13 protein-coding genes and 2 tRNA genes are annotated in these 14,927 nt (G+C 68.6%); 6 read left to right on the top strand and 9 right to left on the bottom strand.

Translation table 11 applies throughout. From position 1 onward, the window contains the following. Positions 1 to 48: 48 nt before the first annotated feature. The 3 genes from tig to GZ998_RS01900 form a co-directional block, all read right to left on the bottom strand. Positions 49 to 1,479 carry a trigger factor gene (gene tig, locus GZ998_RS01910; protein ID WP_219108633.1) on the bottom strand — a complete coding sequence of 477 codons (1,431 nt, stop codon included), beginning with the start codon at positions 1,477 to 1,479 and terminating at the stop codon, positions 49 to 51. A 157-nt stretch (positions 1,480 to 1,636) separates the two neighbouring features. Continuing rightward, positions 1,637 to 1,966, bottom strand: a complete 330-nt coding sequence (locus tag GZ998_RS01905) for an FMN-dependent dehydrogenase (protein WP_161923753.1) — start codon at positions 1,964 to 1,966, stop codon at positions 1,637 to 1,639. 45 nt (positions 1,967 to 2,011) lie between these two features. Then, positions 2,012 to 3,358: an amino acid permease gene (locus tag GZ998_RS01900; RefSeq protein WP_203234113.1), complete on the bottom strand. Its 1,347-nt coding sequence runs from the start codon at positions 3,356 to 3,358 to the stop codon at positions 2,012 to 2,014. A gap of 277 nt (positions 3,359 to 3,635) precedes the next feature. Here GZ998_RS01900 and mmuM point away from each other — a divergent pair, with 277 nt between their 5' ends. After that, positions 3,636 to 4,589, top strand: coding sequence for a homocysteine S-methyltransferase (gene mmuM, locus GZ998_RS01895; RefSeq protein ID WP_219108631.1), 954 nt, complete (start codon positions 3,636 to 3,638; stop codon positions 4,587 to 4,589). 319 nt (positions 4,590 to 4,908) lie between these two features. Here mmuM and GZ998_RS01890 read toward each other — a convergent pair whose 3' ends face one another. From GZ998_RS01890 to rpmF, 4 genes are all read right to left on the bottom strand, one after another. After that, positions 4,909 to 5,661, bottom strand: coding sequence for a hypothetical protein (locus GZ998_RS01890; protein ID WP_219108628.1), 753 nt, complete (start codon positions 5,659 to 5,661; stop codon positions 4,909 to 4,911). Positions 5,662 to 5,980: 319 nt separating this feature from the next. Beyond that, positions 5,981 to 6,054 (bottom strand) — tRNA-Pro (locus tag GZ998_RS01885). Between the two features lie 51 nt (positions 6,055 to 6,105). Continuing rightward, positions 6,106 to 6,176 (bottom strand) — tRNA-Gly (locus tag GZ998_RS01880). Positions 6,177 to 6,250: 74 nt separating this feature from the next. Beyond that, a complete protein-coding gene (gene rpmF, locus GZ998_RS01875) occupies positions 6,251 to 6,415 on the bottom strand; it encodes a 50S ribosomal protein L32 (RefSeq protein WP_092535029.1) in 165 nt (54 codons plus the stop codon). A 199-nt stretch (positions 6,416 to 6,614) separates the two neighbouring features. Here rpmF and GZ998_RS01870 point away from each other — a divergent pair, with 199 nt between their 5' ends. From GZ998_RS01870 to epsC, 3 genes are all read left to right on the top strand, one after another. Then, the gene (locus GZ998_RS01870) at positions 6,615 to 7,310 is read left to right on the top strand and encodes a YigZ family protein (protein ID WP_162679484.1); all 696 of its coding nucleotides are present in this window, start codon (positions 6,615 to 6,617) and stop codon (positions 7,308 to 7,310) included. A 457-nt stretch (positions 7,311 to 7,767) separates the two neighbouring features. After that, positions 7,768 to 8,697, top strand: coding sequence for a cysteine synthase A (cysK, locus tag GZ998_RS01865; RefSeq protein ID WP_161923750.1), 930 nt, complete (start codon positions 7,768 to 7,770; stop codon positions 8,695 to 8,697). Between the two features lie 368 nt (positions 8,698 to 9,065). After that, the gene (gene epsC, locus GZ998_RS01860; RefSeq protein WP_162679483.1) at positions 9,066 to 9,641 is read left to right on the top strand and encodes a serine O-acetyltransferase EpsC; all 576 of its coding nucleotides are present in this window, start codon (positions 9,066 to 9,068) and stop codon (positions 9,639 to 9,641) included. Positions 9,642 to 9,858: 217 nt separating this feature from the next. Here epsC and GZ998_RS01855 read toward each other — a convergent pair whose 3' ends face one another. Both GZ998_RS01855 and GZ998_RS01850 read right to left on the bottom strand, forming a co-directional pair. After that, positions 9,859 to 10,833 (bottom strand): Fpg/Nei family DNA glycosylase, encoded by a 975-nt coding sequence (locus GZ998_RS01855; protein WP_219108625.1) that lies wholly within the window; start codon positions 10,831 to 10,833, stop codon positions 9,859 to 9,861. A gap of 72 nt (positions 10,834 to 10,905) precedes the next feature. Then, positions 10,906 to 11,370, bottom strand: a complete 465-nt coding sequence (locus GZ998_RS01850; RefSeq protein ID WP_161923747.1) for a ribose-5-phosphate isomerase — start codon at positions 11,368 to 11,370, stop codon at positions 10,906 to 10,908. Positions 11,371 to 11,456: 86 nt separating this feature from the next. Between GZ998_RS01850 and GZ998_RS01845 the strand changes: the two genes are divergently transcribed. After that, positions 11,457 to 13,583: a M13 family metallopeptidase gene (locus GZ998_RS01845; protein WP_219108622.1), complete on the top strand. Its 2,127-nt coding sequence runs from the start codon at positions 11,457 to 11,459 to the stop codon at positions 13,581 to 13,583. Positions 13,584 to 13,949: 366 nt separating this feature from the next. Continuing rightward, on the top strand, positions 13,950 to 14,921 hold the full coding sequence (locus GZ998_RS01840; RefSeq protein ID WP_219108616.1) for a hypothetical protein: 972 nt from the start codon (positions 13,950 to 13,952) through the stop codon (positions 14,919 to 14,921). The last annotated feature ends 6 nt before the right edge of the window (positions 14,922 to 14,927 follow it).

The following is a 14,927-nucleotide window of genomic DNA, read 5'->3' as shown; positions in this document are numbered from 1 at the left end:
GTCCGCGCCTTATGGCGCGGACCCCCCTCTACGCGTTATGTGCAGACGTCACTCGGCGTCGTCGGCGCTTTCCGCGGAGGAGCCGGAGTCGGCGGACTCGTCCGCATCGGCAGGGGAAACGACGACCTCGTCCGCCGCCTCATCTGCCTGGTTGGCAGCAGCCTCAGCTGCGGCGGCCGCATTGGCCTCGGCGTCGAGCTCGTCGGAGCCGATGAACTCGGTCAGGTCCACGGTCTGGCCATTGGAGTCCTTCACCGTCACCTGACGCAGCCCCATCGCCAGGGACTTATTGCGGGCAACCTCTGAAACGAAGGCTGGAATCTGGCCGGCCTGCTGGGCGCCCTGCATGAACTGTGCGGGCTCCATGCCATACTGCTGGGCGGTCTGCATGAGGAACTCCAGCAGCTCGTCCTGGGTGACGGACACGTCCAGCGACTCGGCCAGCACGTCCAGCAGGATCTGATCGCGCACCCCGGAGGTGACGTCGTCGCGGATCTCGTCGGCGTGCGGATCGCCCTCGGGCTTGCCCTCGGCCTGGAGATGCTGCTTGATCTCATCCTCAACCACGGACTCCGGCACATCGAAGCTGACCGCCTCGCGCAGGCGCTCCAGCAGGGCATCGCGGGCGGCAATCGCCTGGTCCCCGGTCTTGCGCTCGGCCGCCTGGCGGCGCAGGTCCTCGCGCAGCTCGTCAACGGTGTCGAACTCGGAGGCCATCTGGGCGAACTCGTCGTCTACCTCCGGCAGCTCGCGCTCCTTGACAGCGGTCGCGGTGACGGTCACCTCAGCCTCCTCACCCGCGTGCTCACCGCCTGCGAGCTTGGTGGTGAAGGTGGTGGAGCCGTCGGTCTTCAAGCCGGTCAGTGCGTCATCCAGGCCCTCAAGCATGTTGCCCTTACCGATCTCGTAGGACACGCCGGACACGGAGTCGACCTCCTCGCCTTCGATGACGGCCTTGAGGTCAATGGTGACGAAGTCGCCGGTCTTGGCGGCACGCTTGACGGACTTCAACGAGCCGAAGCGAGCCCGCAGGTTGTCCAGCTCGCTGTCCACATCGGCGTCGGTGATCTCGACGGCGTCCACCGTCACGTCCAGCTCGCCCAGCTCGGGCAGCTCGAACTCGGGGCGCACGGTGACCTCGGCGGTGAAGACCAGCTGACCTCCCTGGGGGCCGGTCACGTTGACGAGCTCGGTGACCTCAATGTCCGGCTGGCTCAGGGGCACGCGTCCGGACTCGTTGATGGCGTCCCGGTAGAAGTCGGGCAGCTTGTTGTTGACGGCCTCCTGGATGACGGAGGCGCGGCCCACACGCTGGTCAATGATGCGCGGCGGGACGTGCCCGCGACGGAACCCCGGGATCTGAACCTGTGAGCCGATCTCCTTGTAGGCGGCGTCGAGGCTCGGCCCCAGCTCCTCGTAGGGGACCTCCACGGTCAGCTTGATGCGCGCGGGGTCAAGGTTCTCGACGGTACTTTTCACGGGGTTCTACTCCGAATGCTTGGATGCGGCTGGTGGCGCGGGACCGGAAGGGTCCCTGCGGACGCCCTGGTGCGGCGTCAATTCCGGGCCATCCTAGGGCACGGCCGCGGCCAGGTGACAAATGAGCCCACCCACAGCAGGCGGGAACTGCTCACATTCACGCCGGGCGCTGGCCGTGCCACCGCACCTCACGCCCCTGGACGACAGGCACGCTACGCCCGCCTACCACCTTGGCAAGCACACCGGCCGGGACGACGGCGACCTCCCGCACCCCTGCCACCGTGCGCTCATGTACCGTGCGGGCCTCGGCGTCGTCGGCCCCGGTGAAGCGGATCGTGACGCGCGGCTGGCCGCGCACGACGTCGACCTGGAAGGCCTCCAGCGTGGTCGACGCGGTCACGGCAGCGCGGGCGGCGGACTCCACCTCCTGCGGACCGTGGCCGGGCAGCAGGTTGGTGACCGTGAGGATGGTGCGATATGAGGGCATGCGGTCAGCCTATGGCGCGGGCCGCCGCCGTTGCGCGCGCCCGAGTCAGGCCTTCACCCAGCCGCGGCGCAGTGCCAGTGCGTGCCCGGCGTAGCACAGGGCCACGAAGGGCACGGTCCAGTACAGGGCGGAGCGCTGGCCGGGGTCGAAGACGATCAGGATGCAGGATGCGGCCGAGCCGATGAAGGCCGCCAGCGGCACCCACGGGTAGCCGGGGGTGCGGTAGCCGAGCTCGGCGGGGCTGTGCCCGGCGTCGATCCAGCGGCGTCGGAAGACGAACTGGCAGGCAGCGATCGCCATCCACACAATCACTACCGCGAGCCCGGAAATGGACACCAGCACCAGGTAGACGGTGTCGGCGGCCACCACGGAGCTGAGCAGAGCCAGCAGTCCGCCCAACATGGACAGAGCCAGCGCCACCACGGGCACGCCCCGCATGTTGGTGCGGGCGACGATCTCCGGCACGGTCCCCTCGTTGGCCAGCGACCACAGCATGCGGGTGGAGGCGAACAAACCGGAGTTTGCGGCGGACAGGATCGCGGTGACGATCACGATGTTCATGATGTCGCCCGCGTGGGGCACGCCGATCATGTCCAGCACCGTGACGAAGGGCGAGTTGTCCACACCAGCGTCCCGCCAGGGAATGAAGGCGGCCATGACCACGATCGAGCCGATGAAGAACACGGTCAAGCGCACCAGGGTGGTGCGGATGGCGCGGGGGATGTTGCGGCCGGGGTCAGCGGTCTCCCCCGCGGCTACACCAATCAGCTCGGTGCCGGAGAAGGCGAAGTTGACCGTCAGCATGGTGGTTAGCACCGCCCCGAAGCCGTTGGGGAAGGCTCCGTCGCGCATGAAGTTGCTCAGCCCCGGAGAGGAGGAGCCATCGGACATGGGGATGACGCCGATGATCGCCAAGCCGCCGAGCACGATGAAGGCAATAATGGCGAAGACCTTCACCCCCGCCAGCCAGGACTCGGCCTCGGCGAATACCCGCACCGAGAACACGTTGGTGGCGAAGACCACCACAATGAAGATCGCCGACCACATCCACACCGGCGTGGCGGGGAACCAGTGCCGCATGATGGCGCCGGCTGCGGTGAACTCCGAGCCCAGCGCGATGGTCCAGGTCAGCCAGTACAGCACCGCCACCACGAACCCGGTGCCGGGACCGATCAGCTCCTTGGCGTACACGTGGAAGGCACCGGTCCAGGGCATGGCCACGCTCAGCTCACCCAGGCACAGCATGACCAGGTAGACCAGCAGCGCGCCGACGGCGTAGGCGATCACGGTTCCCAGCGGGCCGGCCTGGCTGATGGTGTAGCCGGAGGAGACGAAAAGGCCTGTGCCGATGACCCCGCCGAAGGAGATCATCGTCAGGTGGCGCGAGCTCATCTTGCGCTGCAGGCGGTCGTGGTTGCGTGCCGACTCAGCGTCGGTCGGCGGCGCCTCGGGCGGCGTCCAGGCCGCGGAATGCGATGGCGGGGGTAGTGGTGATGAAGGCGGCGGTGGGGATGAGGCTGCCGGTCCGGGAGGATCGGCGACGGTGTCGGGTTCGAGTGCCATGGGGGCTTCCTGAGAGAGGTCCGGGCAGGTGCGTCTGGTCTTCCCGGCTAGGGTGGGTATGCCGTCGGCGTGCGGCGGCCGCGAACAGGGTCGGGAGGGAATCGATATGAGCGACGCACTAACGAGACTACTGGCCAGGCGGGGGACGATCGTCCTTGACGGCGCGATGGCCACCGAGCTGGAGAAGCGGGGCGTGGACACCTCCGGGCCGTTGTGGTCCGCGCTGGCCATGCGCGACGCACCCGACGCGGTCCTGGACGTGCACCGCGCCTACTTCGCCGCCGGCGCCGACGTGGCCACGACCAACACCTACCAGGCGAATCTGGACGCCTACCGGCGCGCGGGCCTGAGCGAGGACGAGGCCGAGGGCATGGTGCGCCAGGCGGTGCGGCTGGCGCGCCGGGCCCGCGACGAGCACGCGGCGGCCACCGGGGGCCACGGCCTGGTAGCGGGTTCGGTGGGGCCCTACGGCGCCTATCTGGCCGACGGCAGCGAGTACACCGGCGCCTACACGCGCACGGATGAGGACTTTCGCGCCTTCCACCGCCCGCGGCTGCGGCTGCTGACTCAGGCGGGCGCGGACGTGCTGGCCCTGGAGACAATGCCGCAGGGACCGGAGATCCGCGCACTGCTGGGGCTGCTGCCCGAAGTGGCTCCGGGCGTGCCCGCGTGGCTGTCGCTGTCGGTGCGCGACGACGGCGCAGCCCTGCGCGACGGCACGCCACTGGAGGACGTGGCGGCCTGGGCGCGGGAAACCCCGCAACTACGGCTGCTGGGGGTCAACTGCACTCGCCCGGAGACTGCGACGACGGCGCTGAGCCTGCTCGGCGGCCTCAGCAGTGTGCCGCTGGTCGTCTACCCGAACTCGGGTGAGGAGTATGACGCCGAGGCCAAGACATGGTCCACCGGCAGCGGCGGTACGGGGCACGGAGACGACCTGCTGGCCAGCAAACTGCCTGCCTGGGAGGCGCTGGGAGCCCGTGCCGTCGGCGGCTGCTGCCGCACCACCCCGGCCCAGATCCGGGCGCTGGCGGCCGCGGTGGGAGAGCCGACGGCGTAGAAGCCTGAGAACGTCGGGGGAAGCGCGCTCCGAGGTCCGGGGGACGCGGCCCGAAGACCACGGCAACCCCGGTCGGCAACGTGATCCCCTGCCCCGTACCCGCGGTGCCTGGTGCGACACCTTTGCACGGCGACGATTACCACTGCCGCACCCGTGACCCGTGCCCGCGGTGCCTGTTGCGACGCTTTGCACCCTGCTACGACGCTTTGCACCCTGGTGTGCGGCAAATACCCGTACACCAGGGTGCAAAAGCTCGTACTAAGAGACGAAAGCTCGTAGCAGACAGCCTAGGCGCCTCAACGCGAGGACCATGACGCCACTACCGAGCTAGCTGCCGCCAGACGATTACGTACACCGCACACAGCGCGATGGTGCCGAGGTATCCCAGGAAGGCCAGCACGTGCGCCTTGCGCAGGTGGTGAATGTTGGACGTGGTCTGCCCCGGGGGCGGGAGTAGCCCAGCCAGGAGCGCAAACATGGCGGAGCCGGCACCAATGAAAAGTCCCACGGGAGGGACCAGGGAGCCGATTCCAGCGGGCAGGACGAGCACGCAGCCCAGCGGCAGCAGGAATGCGCTCCACCCGATGCAGGCGCGAGTATGCCCCTTGTCAAAGGCGTCGGATGACAACAGTATGCAGGCGAACATCAGCGCGACCGCTACGAGGCTGACCGGCTTCCCAATGATGAACAGCGGCTCGCCCTGTTCATCCCGCAATGCGTCAGACGACGTTGCATAGGTCGCCACCACGATCGCTACGTAGACCACTGCAACCCCGACGTAGATCAGCGCAGCCCCGGCGCCCGCCCGGCGAAGCCGGTGCAGCCCCGTGCCGTGGCGCTTGTCGCCGCGCAGTACGCCCATTGCGAGTGCATCGAAGCTGCCCAGGGCACCCACCAGCACACCGATCGGCAGCGCGGCGGGGTTGTGCCGGTTCAGCACCCCACAGGTGAAGCCGGCGATCAGCGGCACGCCGGACAGCGCCACGCCCATCGCGCGTCGTCTACCCTGCAGCAGTTCAATGCAGGCGAAGGCAGCCGCGACGCCGACAACGATCAACAGGCCCGACAACACGGTGACGACTGTATGCGATCACCCGGCAAAGCAGAGCCTGGAGAACCCGCCGCGGCACCGGACAGCCGCCCGCGGTGCCTGGTGCGACGCTTTGCATCCTGCTACGACGCTTTGCACCCTGGTGCGCGGCAAATACCCGTACACCAGGGTGCAAAAGCTCGTACTAGGAGACAAGAGCTCGTAGCAGACGCGACGTAGACGCGAGGACGCCTCACGAGCGAGCTCGCGGGCGTCCTCGTCGTCGGGGTATTCGGCCTGACGGCCTCTTACTCCCTCCTCTGCGAAGGTCTCATGAGCAAGCTCATGGACCTTCTTATCGTCGGGGTGGCGGGATTTGAACCCACGATCTCCTGCACCCAAAGCAGGCGCGCTACCAAGCTGCGCCACACCCCGTGTAAACGCCTGCGACCGCCACCGGAGTCCGGGGCGGCCGCACGTTCACCGAGCGGGTGACGGGAATCGAACCCGCGCCATCTGCTTGGAAGGCAGAGGCTCTACCATTGAGCTACACCCGCATGGGACGGACCCTGGCCCGCCGCTACTGCATCGTCACCGACATAGCCGGGACGTCAGGAATTTACTGCCCTTATCAGTCCTCGAGGAGGCCGGTCCGGTAGGCCTTCGACAGCCGTCCGGGCACCGCGATCTTACGACCACCGACACGAACCGTCTGGAGCTCAGGCAGCTTGGCCTTCCACTGCGAACGACGGTTACGGGTGTTGCTGCGGGACATCTTCCGCTTCGGCACTGCCATGCGCCCGCTCCTCTCAAACTCGTGGGGCTGCCCGCTCACGGGCAACCCGAAGGATAGTTGACCAGGGGTCACCCTAGCGGCTCGACCGGAGTCCATTCCAGCCAGCCTGCGCCGTAAGACGTGTGAGATCAGTCCCGTCCAGCTGGCGGTGGCCACAGCTCCACGGCGCTCGCAGCTCCCCCGGGCTATACATAGAGCCATGACCGCCCCACCGCCCTCCCCTGCCGCTGGCGCCGCCATTGTCACGCCGGCACGCGGCGAGCAGCCGGAGATCGACCTGGAGGTCAAGCGCTCCCACTTCCTAGGGCGCGCCGCCCGCACCGACGACGAGGCGGCCGCCCGTGCCTTCATCGCTTCCGTCCGCTCCCGCTACCCCGACGCCCGCCACCACTGCAGCGCCTTCGTCGTCTGCGTGCCCGGGGCGCAGCCGATTGAACGCTCCAGCGACGACGGCGAGCCCTCCGGCACGGCGGGGCAGCCGATGCTGGATGTGCTGCGCGGCACGGGCCTGAGTAACACCACGGTTGTAGTCACCCGCTACTTCGGGGGCACACTGCTGGGCACGGGCGGCCTCGCCCGGGCCTACTCGCAGGCCGCCGCACAGGCCCTGGCCGCCGTCTCCCGCACCCGCTTGGACACCCGGCACCTCTGGCACGTGCGCGTGCCAGTGGCCGAGGCCGGACGCCTGGAGGCACAACTGCGCGGGCAGGGCGGGCCGCAGGGCATTGGGGTGGAGGACACCCAGTGGCAGGCCACCCATGCAGTCCTCACCCTGTCCACCCCCACTGCCGACGCCACCGCGCTCGCAGCGCAGTTGTCCGCACTGACCGGCGGGGCCGCGGCTGCCGAGCCGGCCGGCAGCCGCGTGGTTGAAACGCCCCTTTCCGGGGCCTGAGCGCGCCTGCCGGCCCCGCACCGCGCGTGGCACGCGCTGCACGAACAAGCAGGCGCAATGAAGCGCATTTCACCATTCGATCGAGTTGACAGCCGCGCCGACCCAGGCGCTACTGTGTCGCCAGCGGATCGGGTTAGCGCTCGTCGTCGGATCGATTCCGCAAGCTTCGGCAGTACCAGCAAGAGGAGGACCCCATGACGGCCAACCACGTCATGTGCGTGATGTCCCCTCGCTGCTGCCAGTGTCGGTAGAGCGCCAGGCCATGACATTGTGCGCGCGCTGATGCGCGCATGCCCGGCGCTCGGGGCCTCCTGCCAGTGCCCCTCCACCAGTTCACCCCCCCGTCAGGAGCCGCTCAGCCGCCGCCCAGGCCCGGGCGGTATACGTCTGACCGTGTACGTCCGCGCCGAATCGGCGCAACGGCTCCGCGCACCCCATACGACTTAAGGATTCTGCAATGACATACGCCGCCAACATCACCGAGCTCGTCGGCTCCACTCCCCTGGTCCGCATCAACCGCGTCACCGACGGCGCACCCGCCACCGTCCTGGCCAAGGTCGAGGCCTTCGAGCCCGCCGGCAGCGTCAAGGACCGTATCGCCCTTTCCATAGTCAGGGCCGCCGAGGCCTCCGGCGAGCTGAAGCCGGGCGGCACCATCATCGAGGCGACCTCCGGCAACACCGGCGTCGGCCTGGCCATGGTGGGTGCTGCCCTCGGCTACCGGGTAGTGATCACCATGCCGGAGACCATGTCCAAGGAGCGCCGCGCCATCATGCGCGCCTACGGCGCCGACCTGGTGCTAACCACTGAGGGCGGGGTCGCGGGTGCGGTCAAGCGAGCCGAGGAGATTCAGGCAGTAACCCCCAACTCCGTGCTGGCGTCCCAGTTCACCAACCCCGCCAACCCACGAATCCACCGTGAGACCACCGCCCAGGAGATCCTGGCGGCAACCGGCTCGCAGGTGGACGCCTTCGTGGCCGGCATCGGCACCGGGGGCACCCTCACCGGTGTGGGACAGATCCTGCGCGAGCAGATCCCCGGCGTGAAGATCTTCGGCGTTGAGCCCACCGAGTCCCCGCTGCTCAGCGAGGGCAAGGCCGCGCCCCACAAGATCCAGGGCATTGGCCCCAACGTCATCCCCGAGGTACTGGACCAGTCCATCTGGGACGAGCTGCTGCACATCGAGTCCGACACGGCGCTCACCTACGCCCGCCGCGCCGCCGCCGAAGAAGGCCTGCTGGTGGGAATCTCCTCCGGGGCAGCGCTGGCCGCCGCCTCGCAGATCGCGCAGCGGGAGGAATTCGCGGGCAAGACGATCGTCACCGTGCTGCCGGACACCGGCGAGCGCTACCTGTCCACCGCGCTGTACGCCGAGTACCTGAACTAATCCCTTAACCGGCACCAGCACCAGTGCCTGAGCCGGGGCGCAGGCCGGACAGCACAAGCCTGCTGTTGAAAAAGCGGCCGGAATAGCAGTCAGCTGAATAGTCGGGCATGTAGCCGCACCCGTGTCCGATTGCGTTGCTGCGCATCCCCGCGCCACCTCAGGCACCCGGCCGCAGCCATGTTCCGCAGCGGAAACGGCCACGGAATGGCGTCGGTGGTGGTATCCCGGGAACAGGGACGCCAGCACCGACGTTCTCCGGTCGGATCATCGCAGGTCAGGCACCGTTCGCGGCGTCTCCGGCGCCCGCATCCCAGAAGTGTCCCTGTCGGTCATCACACCTGTCACTAGGTTGTTGTTCTAGGAGCACCATGCACAAGCCCAGTCGGTCGTTCGTTGATCTCGCCAAGGAGGATCTGGCGACCGCCCGGCGCCGGGACCCGGCCGCCCGCTCAAGCCTCGAAGTCGCACTGCTGTACCCGGGTGTCCACGCCCTGTGGGCGCATCGTGCCGCTCACAGCCTGTGGCTACGGGGCCACTACTTCGCGGCGCGCGCACTGTCGCAGGCGGCTCGGGCGGCCACCGGCATCGAGATCCACCCCGCAGCCAAGATCGGTGAGCGCTTCTTCATCGACCACGGCATGGGCGTGGTGATCGGGGAGACCGCCGAGGTAGGCAATGACGTGCTCATGTTCCACGGCGTCACGCTCGGCGGCGTATCCATGAACCCCGGCAAGCGCCACCCCACCATCGGTAACAACGTGCAGATCGGGGCGGGCGCCAAGGTACTGGGACCGGTGACCGTTGAGGACGGAGCCAAGATCGGAGCCAACGCCGTGCTGGTGAAGAACCTGCCCGCCGATCACGTCGGCGTGGGGGTGCCCGCACGTGCCCGGGACCCGCGCACCGACCCCGAGCTCATGCTCGACCCGACTATCTACATCTAGCTACATCCAGCTACATCTAGATCTGCCACTCCGGGCGGCTCCCAGGGCATCCGGTCGTGTCCAGCACCCGTTTGCACCCAGCCGCGTCCAGCGGCTTCCGGAGCGACGCCGCGCAGGCGTATAACCACAAGCGGGCTCGCGTCCGGCGCCACACGACTGGGATCGGGGCTGGACGCGCGGCCGTTCCTCAGCCCCTGGCCGCCGTGAGGCTCCCCTCTCAGCGCGCCTGGCAGGACGGGCACCAGAACAGGCGCCTGCCAGCCACTTCACGCTCAGCGATTGCCGTGCCGCAGCGCAGGCAGGGTCGGCCCGTGCGGTGGTAGACGTACCAGCGCCCGGCCTCCTCATCGCCCTCCGGCAGCGGCTCAGGCACATCCTCCGCGTCGACCGTGGTGATGAAACCGGTAGCCACCCCGTACTCCATTAGCGGAACCAAGTCATCCCAGACCGCCCGCAGCCGTTTGGCACTGACTCGATTTCCCGGCCTAAACGGTGACAGCCCCACCCGGAACAGCGTCTCGGCGCGGAAGATATTGCCCGCCCCCGCCAGCACAGACTGGTCCATCAGCAGTTCGCCCACGGCCCTCCGACGACGGCGCACCCCGGCAATGAACTCCTCGGAATCGGCGTCCGGGCGCAGCGGATCGGGGCCCAGGCGACGCCGCACCGCGGCAACGCCCGCGGCGTCCAGCAACTCGCAGGCGGCCGGCCCAGTCAGGTCCGCTACTCCGTGGTCCCCAGCCAGGCGCAGGCGCACGGCGCCCCGGGGCGCCGGCGGCATCCACTCACCCGGAGCCGGTGGGGCGGGATCCTGGCCACTGATGCCGGACAGAGCCGAGCCGCCACCGCGCGACAGCGCATGCTCGCCCCGCTCCCCCACCTTCCGCCGAGGGGCACCGATGGAGTGCGGCGCCGTGAAGGCGCTGTCGCCGTCGAAGGTCCATGAGCCGTACAGGCCCAGGTGGATGCGCAGCCAGGTCACATCCAGGGAATCGGTGGGAGTGCCGGCCTCAGGGGCGAATGGGAGGAACAGGTGCTTGCCATAGGCCTGCCCGTCCAGGAGGACCTGCCCGTCCAGCCGGGAGGCGCCATCGGCGAAGCGTCCTTGCGGTGAGGAGACGGTCAGCCGTTGACCGCCGTAAAGCTCCGCCAGCGCATCTGCAAGTCGGTGGACGGTGTGACCTTCGGGCATGCCGGGGACGCTACACGATAGCTGCGCCGTTCCCGCAACCCGCCCGCCAAGGCGCGCGGAGCGCGACGCGCATCAGGCCGACCGGCGGTCTCGGCGCTCCTCGTAGGCGGCCATCTGATCAATCCGATTCTGGTGGCGCTGCTCGCCGCTGAACGGCTCGGCAATGAATGCGTCCAGGATTCTGACGGCCTCGTCATTCGTGTGCATGCGGGCGCCCAGGCCGGCAATGTTGGCGTCATTGTGCTTACGGGCCAGCCGGGCGGTCTCCTCGCTCCAGACCAGTGCCGCGCGCACACCCGCCACCAGGTTGGCGGCCATCTGCTCGCCGTTGCCGGAACCGCCGAGGACCACACCCAGGCTGCCCGGCTCGGCCGCCACCGCCTCGGCACAGGCGATACAGAACTCCGGGTAGTCGTCAAGGCGGTCGTAGACGTAGCACCCGTGGTCGACGACCTCGTGCCCGGCCTGCTGCCAGTGGGAGACGAGAATGCCTTTGAGTTCGAATCCGGCGTGGTCGGTACCGATGTGAATGCGCATGGATGAATTGTGCCTCACGCGAACATATCTTGCGGCCCTGGCCGGCGCATGCGGGCGCATGTGCAGGCGCGGGCTAGCGTTGCGCCATGACCGATCCGAGCCACTCCGCCGTCAGCACCGACTCCCGTGGGGCGATCGCCCCAGCGGACGCCACAGTGCTGGCGGGCGTCTATGAGACCGCCGCCGCCAACGCCTCCGTGCGCCCCCAGGATGATCTGTTCCGCCATGTCAACGGGAGCTGGCTGGCTACGACGACCATTCCCGCCGACCGCCCCGCCACCGGCTCATTCCTGGTGCTGCGTGACGCCGCCGAGGCCGCCTGCCGGGACATCCTGGAGGAGCTGGCCGCCGCCCCGCGCACAGACGTGCCCTCCACGTCCGCTGAGAAAATCGGCGCCCTATACGCCTCCTTCCTGGACGAGGAGCACATCGAGTCCCTCGGGGCCGCCCCGCTGAGCCCCGAGCTTGAGCCGGTCCTGAACGCGGCGGACAAGGAGGCTCTCGCCCGCAGCCTGGGCGCGCGCCTGGCGGCAGGGTTCACCGGTGCTGCGGCCATCGGCGTCGAGGTGGACCTGAACGATCCGGACCGCTACACCACCTGGATGGAGCAGTCGGGCCTGGGGCTGCCGGACGAGTCCTACTACCGGGACGAGGACCAGGCCGAGATCCGGGAGGCCTATGTCGCCCACGTAGCGCGCATGCTGGAGCTGGCAGGTCTGCCGGAGCGCCTGGGGGCAGCCGCGGACGCACTCGCCGAGCGGATCATGGCGGTGGAGACCGCGCTGGCCGAGGGGCACTGGGACCGAGTAGCCTGCCGCGACATTGAGAAGATCAACAACCCAACCACCTGGGCAGACCTGGTGGACTCCGCTCCCGACTTCCCCTGGTCAGCCTGGCGCGCGGGCGTGGACGCTGCCGCAGCGGCTGTTCAGGCGCAGCCGGGCACGCTGCTGAATGAGGTGATCGTTGAGCAGCCCGACTATCTGCCGCACCTGGCCCAGGTATGGCGGCAAACCCCCCTGAGCGACCTGCGGGCGTGGGCGGCGTGGCACGTGGTTCACGGCCGGGCGCCGCTGCTCTCACGGGGCTTCGTAGAGGAGAACTTCGACTTCTACTCCCACACCCTTCAGGGTGTGGACGAGCTGCGGGCCCGCTGGAAGCGCGGCGTGGGCCTGATTGAGGGGACGCTAGGTGAGGCGCTGGGCGAGCGGTACGTGGCACGACACTTCCCGCCCGCCCACAAGGAGCACATGGAGCACCTGGTCGGCCGACTGATCGAGGCCTACCGGCAGTCGATCTCCACCCTGGATTGGATGAGCCCGGCAACCCGCGAGCGCGCCCTGGAGAAGCTTTCCCTATTCACCCCGAAGATCGGCTACCCGCGCACGTGGCGGGACTACAGCGCCGTGGTGGTCACGCCCGGTGACGTAGTCCGCTCGGTGCGCTCGGTTGAGGCTTTCGAGCTGGCCCGGGACCTGCGCAAGCTGGGCGGTCCGGTGGACCGGGAGGAGTGGCACATGACGCCGCAGACGGTCAACGCCTACTACAACCCGACGATGAATGAGATCGTCTTCCCCGCCGCGATCCTGCAGCCCCCCTTCTTCGACCCCGAGGCCGACGACGCCGTCAACTACGCCGGTATTGGCGCAGTGATCGGCCATGAGATCGGCCACGGGTTCGACGACCAGGGCTCCACCTTCGATGGACACGGCAAGGTGACCAACTGGTGGACCGAGGCGGACCGGGAGGCATTCGAGGCACGCACCCACGCATTGATCGCACAGTACGACGCCTACCGGCCGAGGGCGCTGGTGGAACGTGCGCAGGCGGACGGCGAGGGCGTCGATGAGGCCCCGCACGTCAACGGGGAGCTCACGATCGGTGAGAATATCGGCGACCTCGGCGGCCTGGGCATCGCCCTGAAGGCCTACGCCCTGGCCCTGGCCGACGCCGGTATCGGCTCCGTGCAGCAGGCGCCGGTCATCGACGGGCTGACCGGCCTGGAGCGCTTCTTCTACTCCTGGGCGCGCATCTGGCGGAGCAAGAGCAGGGACGACTACGCCGAGCTGCTACTGACGATCGACCCCCACTCCCCCGCGGAGTTCCGCTGCAACGGGATCGTGCGCAACGTGGACGCCTTCTACGACGCCTTCGGCGTTACCGCCGGGGACGCGCTATGGCTCCCGCCTCAGGAGCGCGTGAGCATCTGGTGAGGTGCGGCCGGCGGGGGCCGACGTCCGGCGCGGCCGGAGGCCCCCGCACAAAGGGCCAGACGACATCCCGGCGATGGCCCGTAGATGACCCGGCGATGCCCACGGCCAGACGAAGTGACGGAACAGACAGTGCATGCGAGACGGAGTGATGGGGAGTTCTACCCATCAGCCCGCGCCCAGAACCCGCCGAACCTGGGATTTTCGTCCCAGATTCGTGACTGATGTGGCTCATGTGGTCACAAACCCGTCCAGAATCACAGACAGATCACACGAGTAGGGCTTGTCTCCAAAACGAGATTCGCGAGAGAGTGGTTGCAGTCCGGCGCCGCCCCGCGCCGTGTCTCGTCTATCCCATCTGGAGGATCTATGCGTCTGGGACGCTCACTGACCATCGCCGGTGCCGCTGCTCTCGTAGTGGCCGGCACGGCCGTATCTACCCCCGCACTCGCTTACACCACTGAGGACGGCTTCACGCTGGACGCGCCTTCCAGTCGCGTCGTGGACCCGGCCTCCTCACTGACGGTCACCGGCTCCGGCTGTGGAAACGCAGAGAACCCCGGCCAGGTCAGCGTGGCCCTGACCAATGACGAGAATGGCTCCGCCTTCTCCACCCCGGTTACCGTGGACGCCCAGGCCGACGGCACCTGGACCGCCACCCTGGACCTGAGCAAGGCCATTGCCGAGCTCGGCACCGACCCCAACACCGACCCGTGGTACATCGCCGCCCAGTGCATGGACTACAGCGGCTCCCTGAGTGACACCGCCGGTGAGCAGATCATCCCTGACGGCACCTCCTTCTCGGGCGAGTACGTCATCACCGGCGAGGCCGGCGCGCAGTCCTTCGAGATCACGGCGTCCGGCCTGACCCCGGGCGAGACCGCCTCCGCCGTTCTGATCAACCAGGCCGACGCCGAGTCCGCCGACGCCACCCCGGCGGCCACGATCGGCTCGGGCAGCGTCGACTCCGACGGGAACTTCACCGGGACCTTCCCGGCTCCCTCCGTCCCCGACGGCACCTACGTCCTGCGACTGACCGGTGACCGCTACGGGGAGGGCGGCGACTCCACCGCGCTGATCACCGTCTCGGGCGGCGTTTACAGCCTGACCGCCCGCAGCGACGACTCCGACGGCGATGACAATGTCATCACCCAGAACGATGACGCCAACGCCCAGCCCGTCGCCGGCGACACGGCCGCGACCGTGGCCGTCACGGCGCCGGCCAAGGCCTCCGGCCAGGAGCTGGCTAAGACCGGTGCGAATGGCCTGGCCCTGTCCATCCTCGCGGCAGGCCTGGTCACCTGCGGCGCCGTGCTGCTGCACACCCGCCGGCACGCCTGAGCGCTA

The organism is Actinomyces sp. 594 (assembly GCF_019325145.1).
GTDB lineage: Bacteria > Actinomycetota > Actinomycetes > Actinomycetales > Actinomycetaceae > Actinomyces.
The sequence above is the reverse complement of the archived record's forward strand: the minus strand, read 5'-3'. Positions and strand labels throughout refer to the sequence as shown.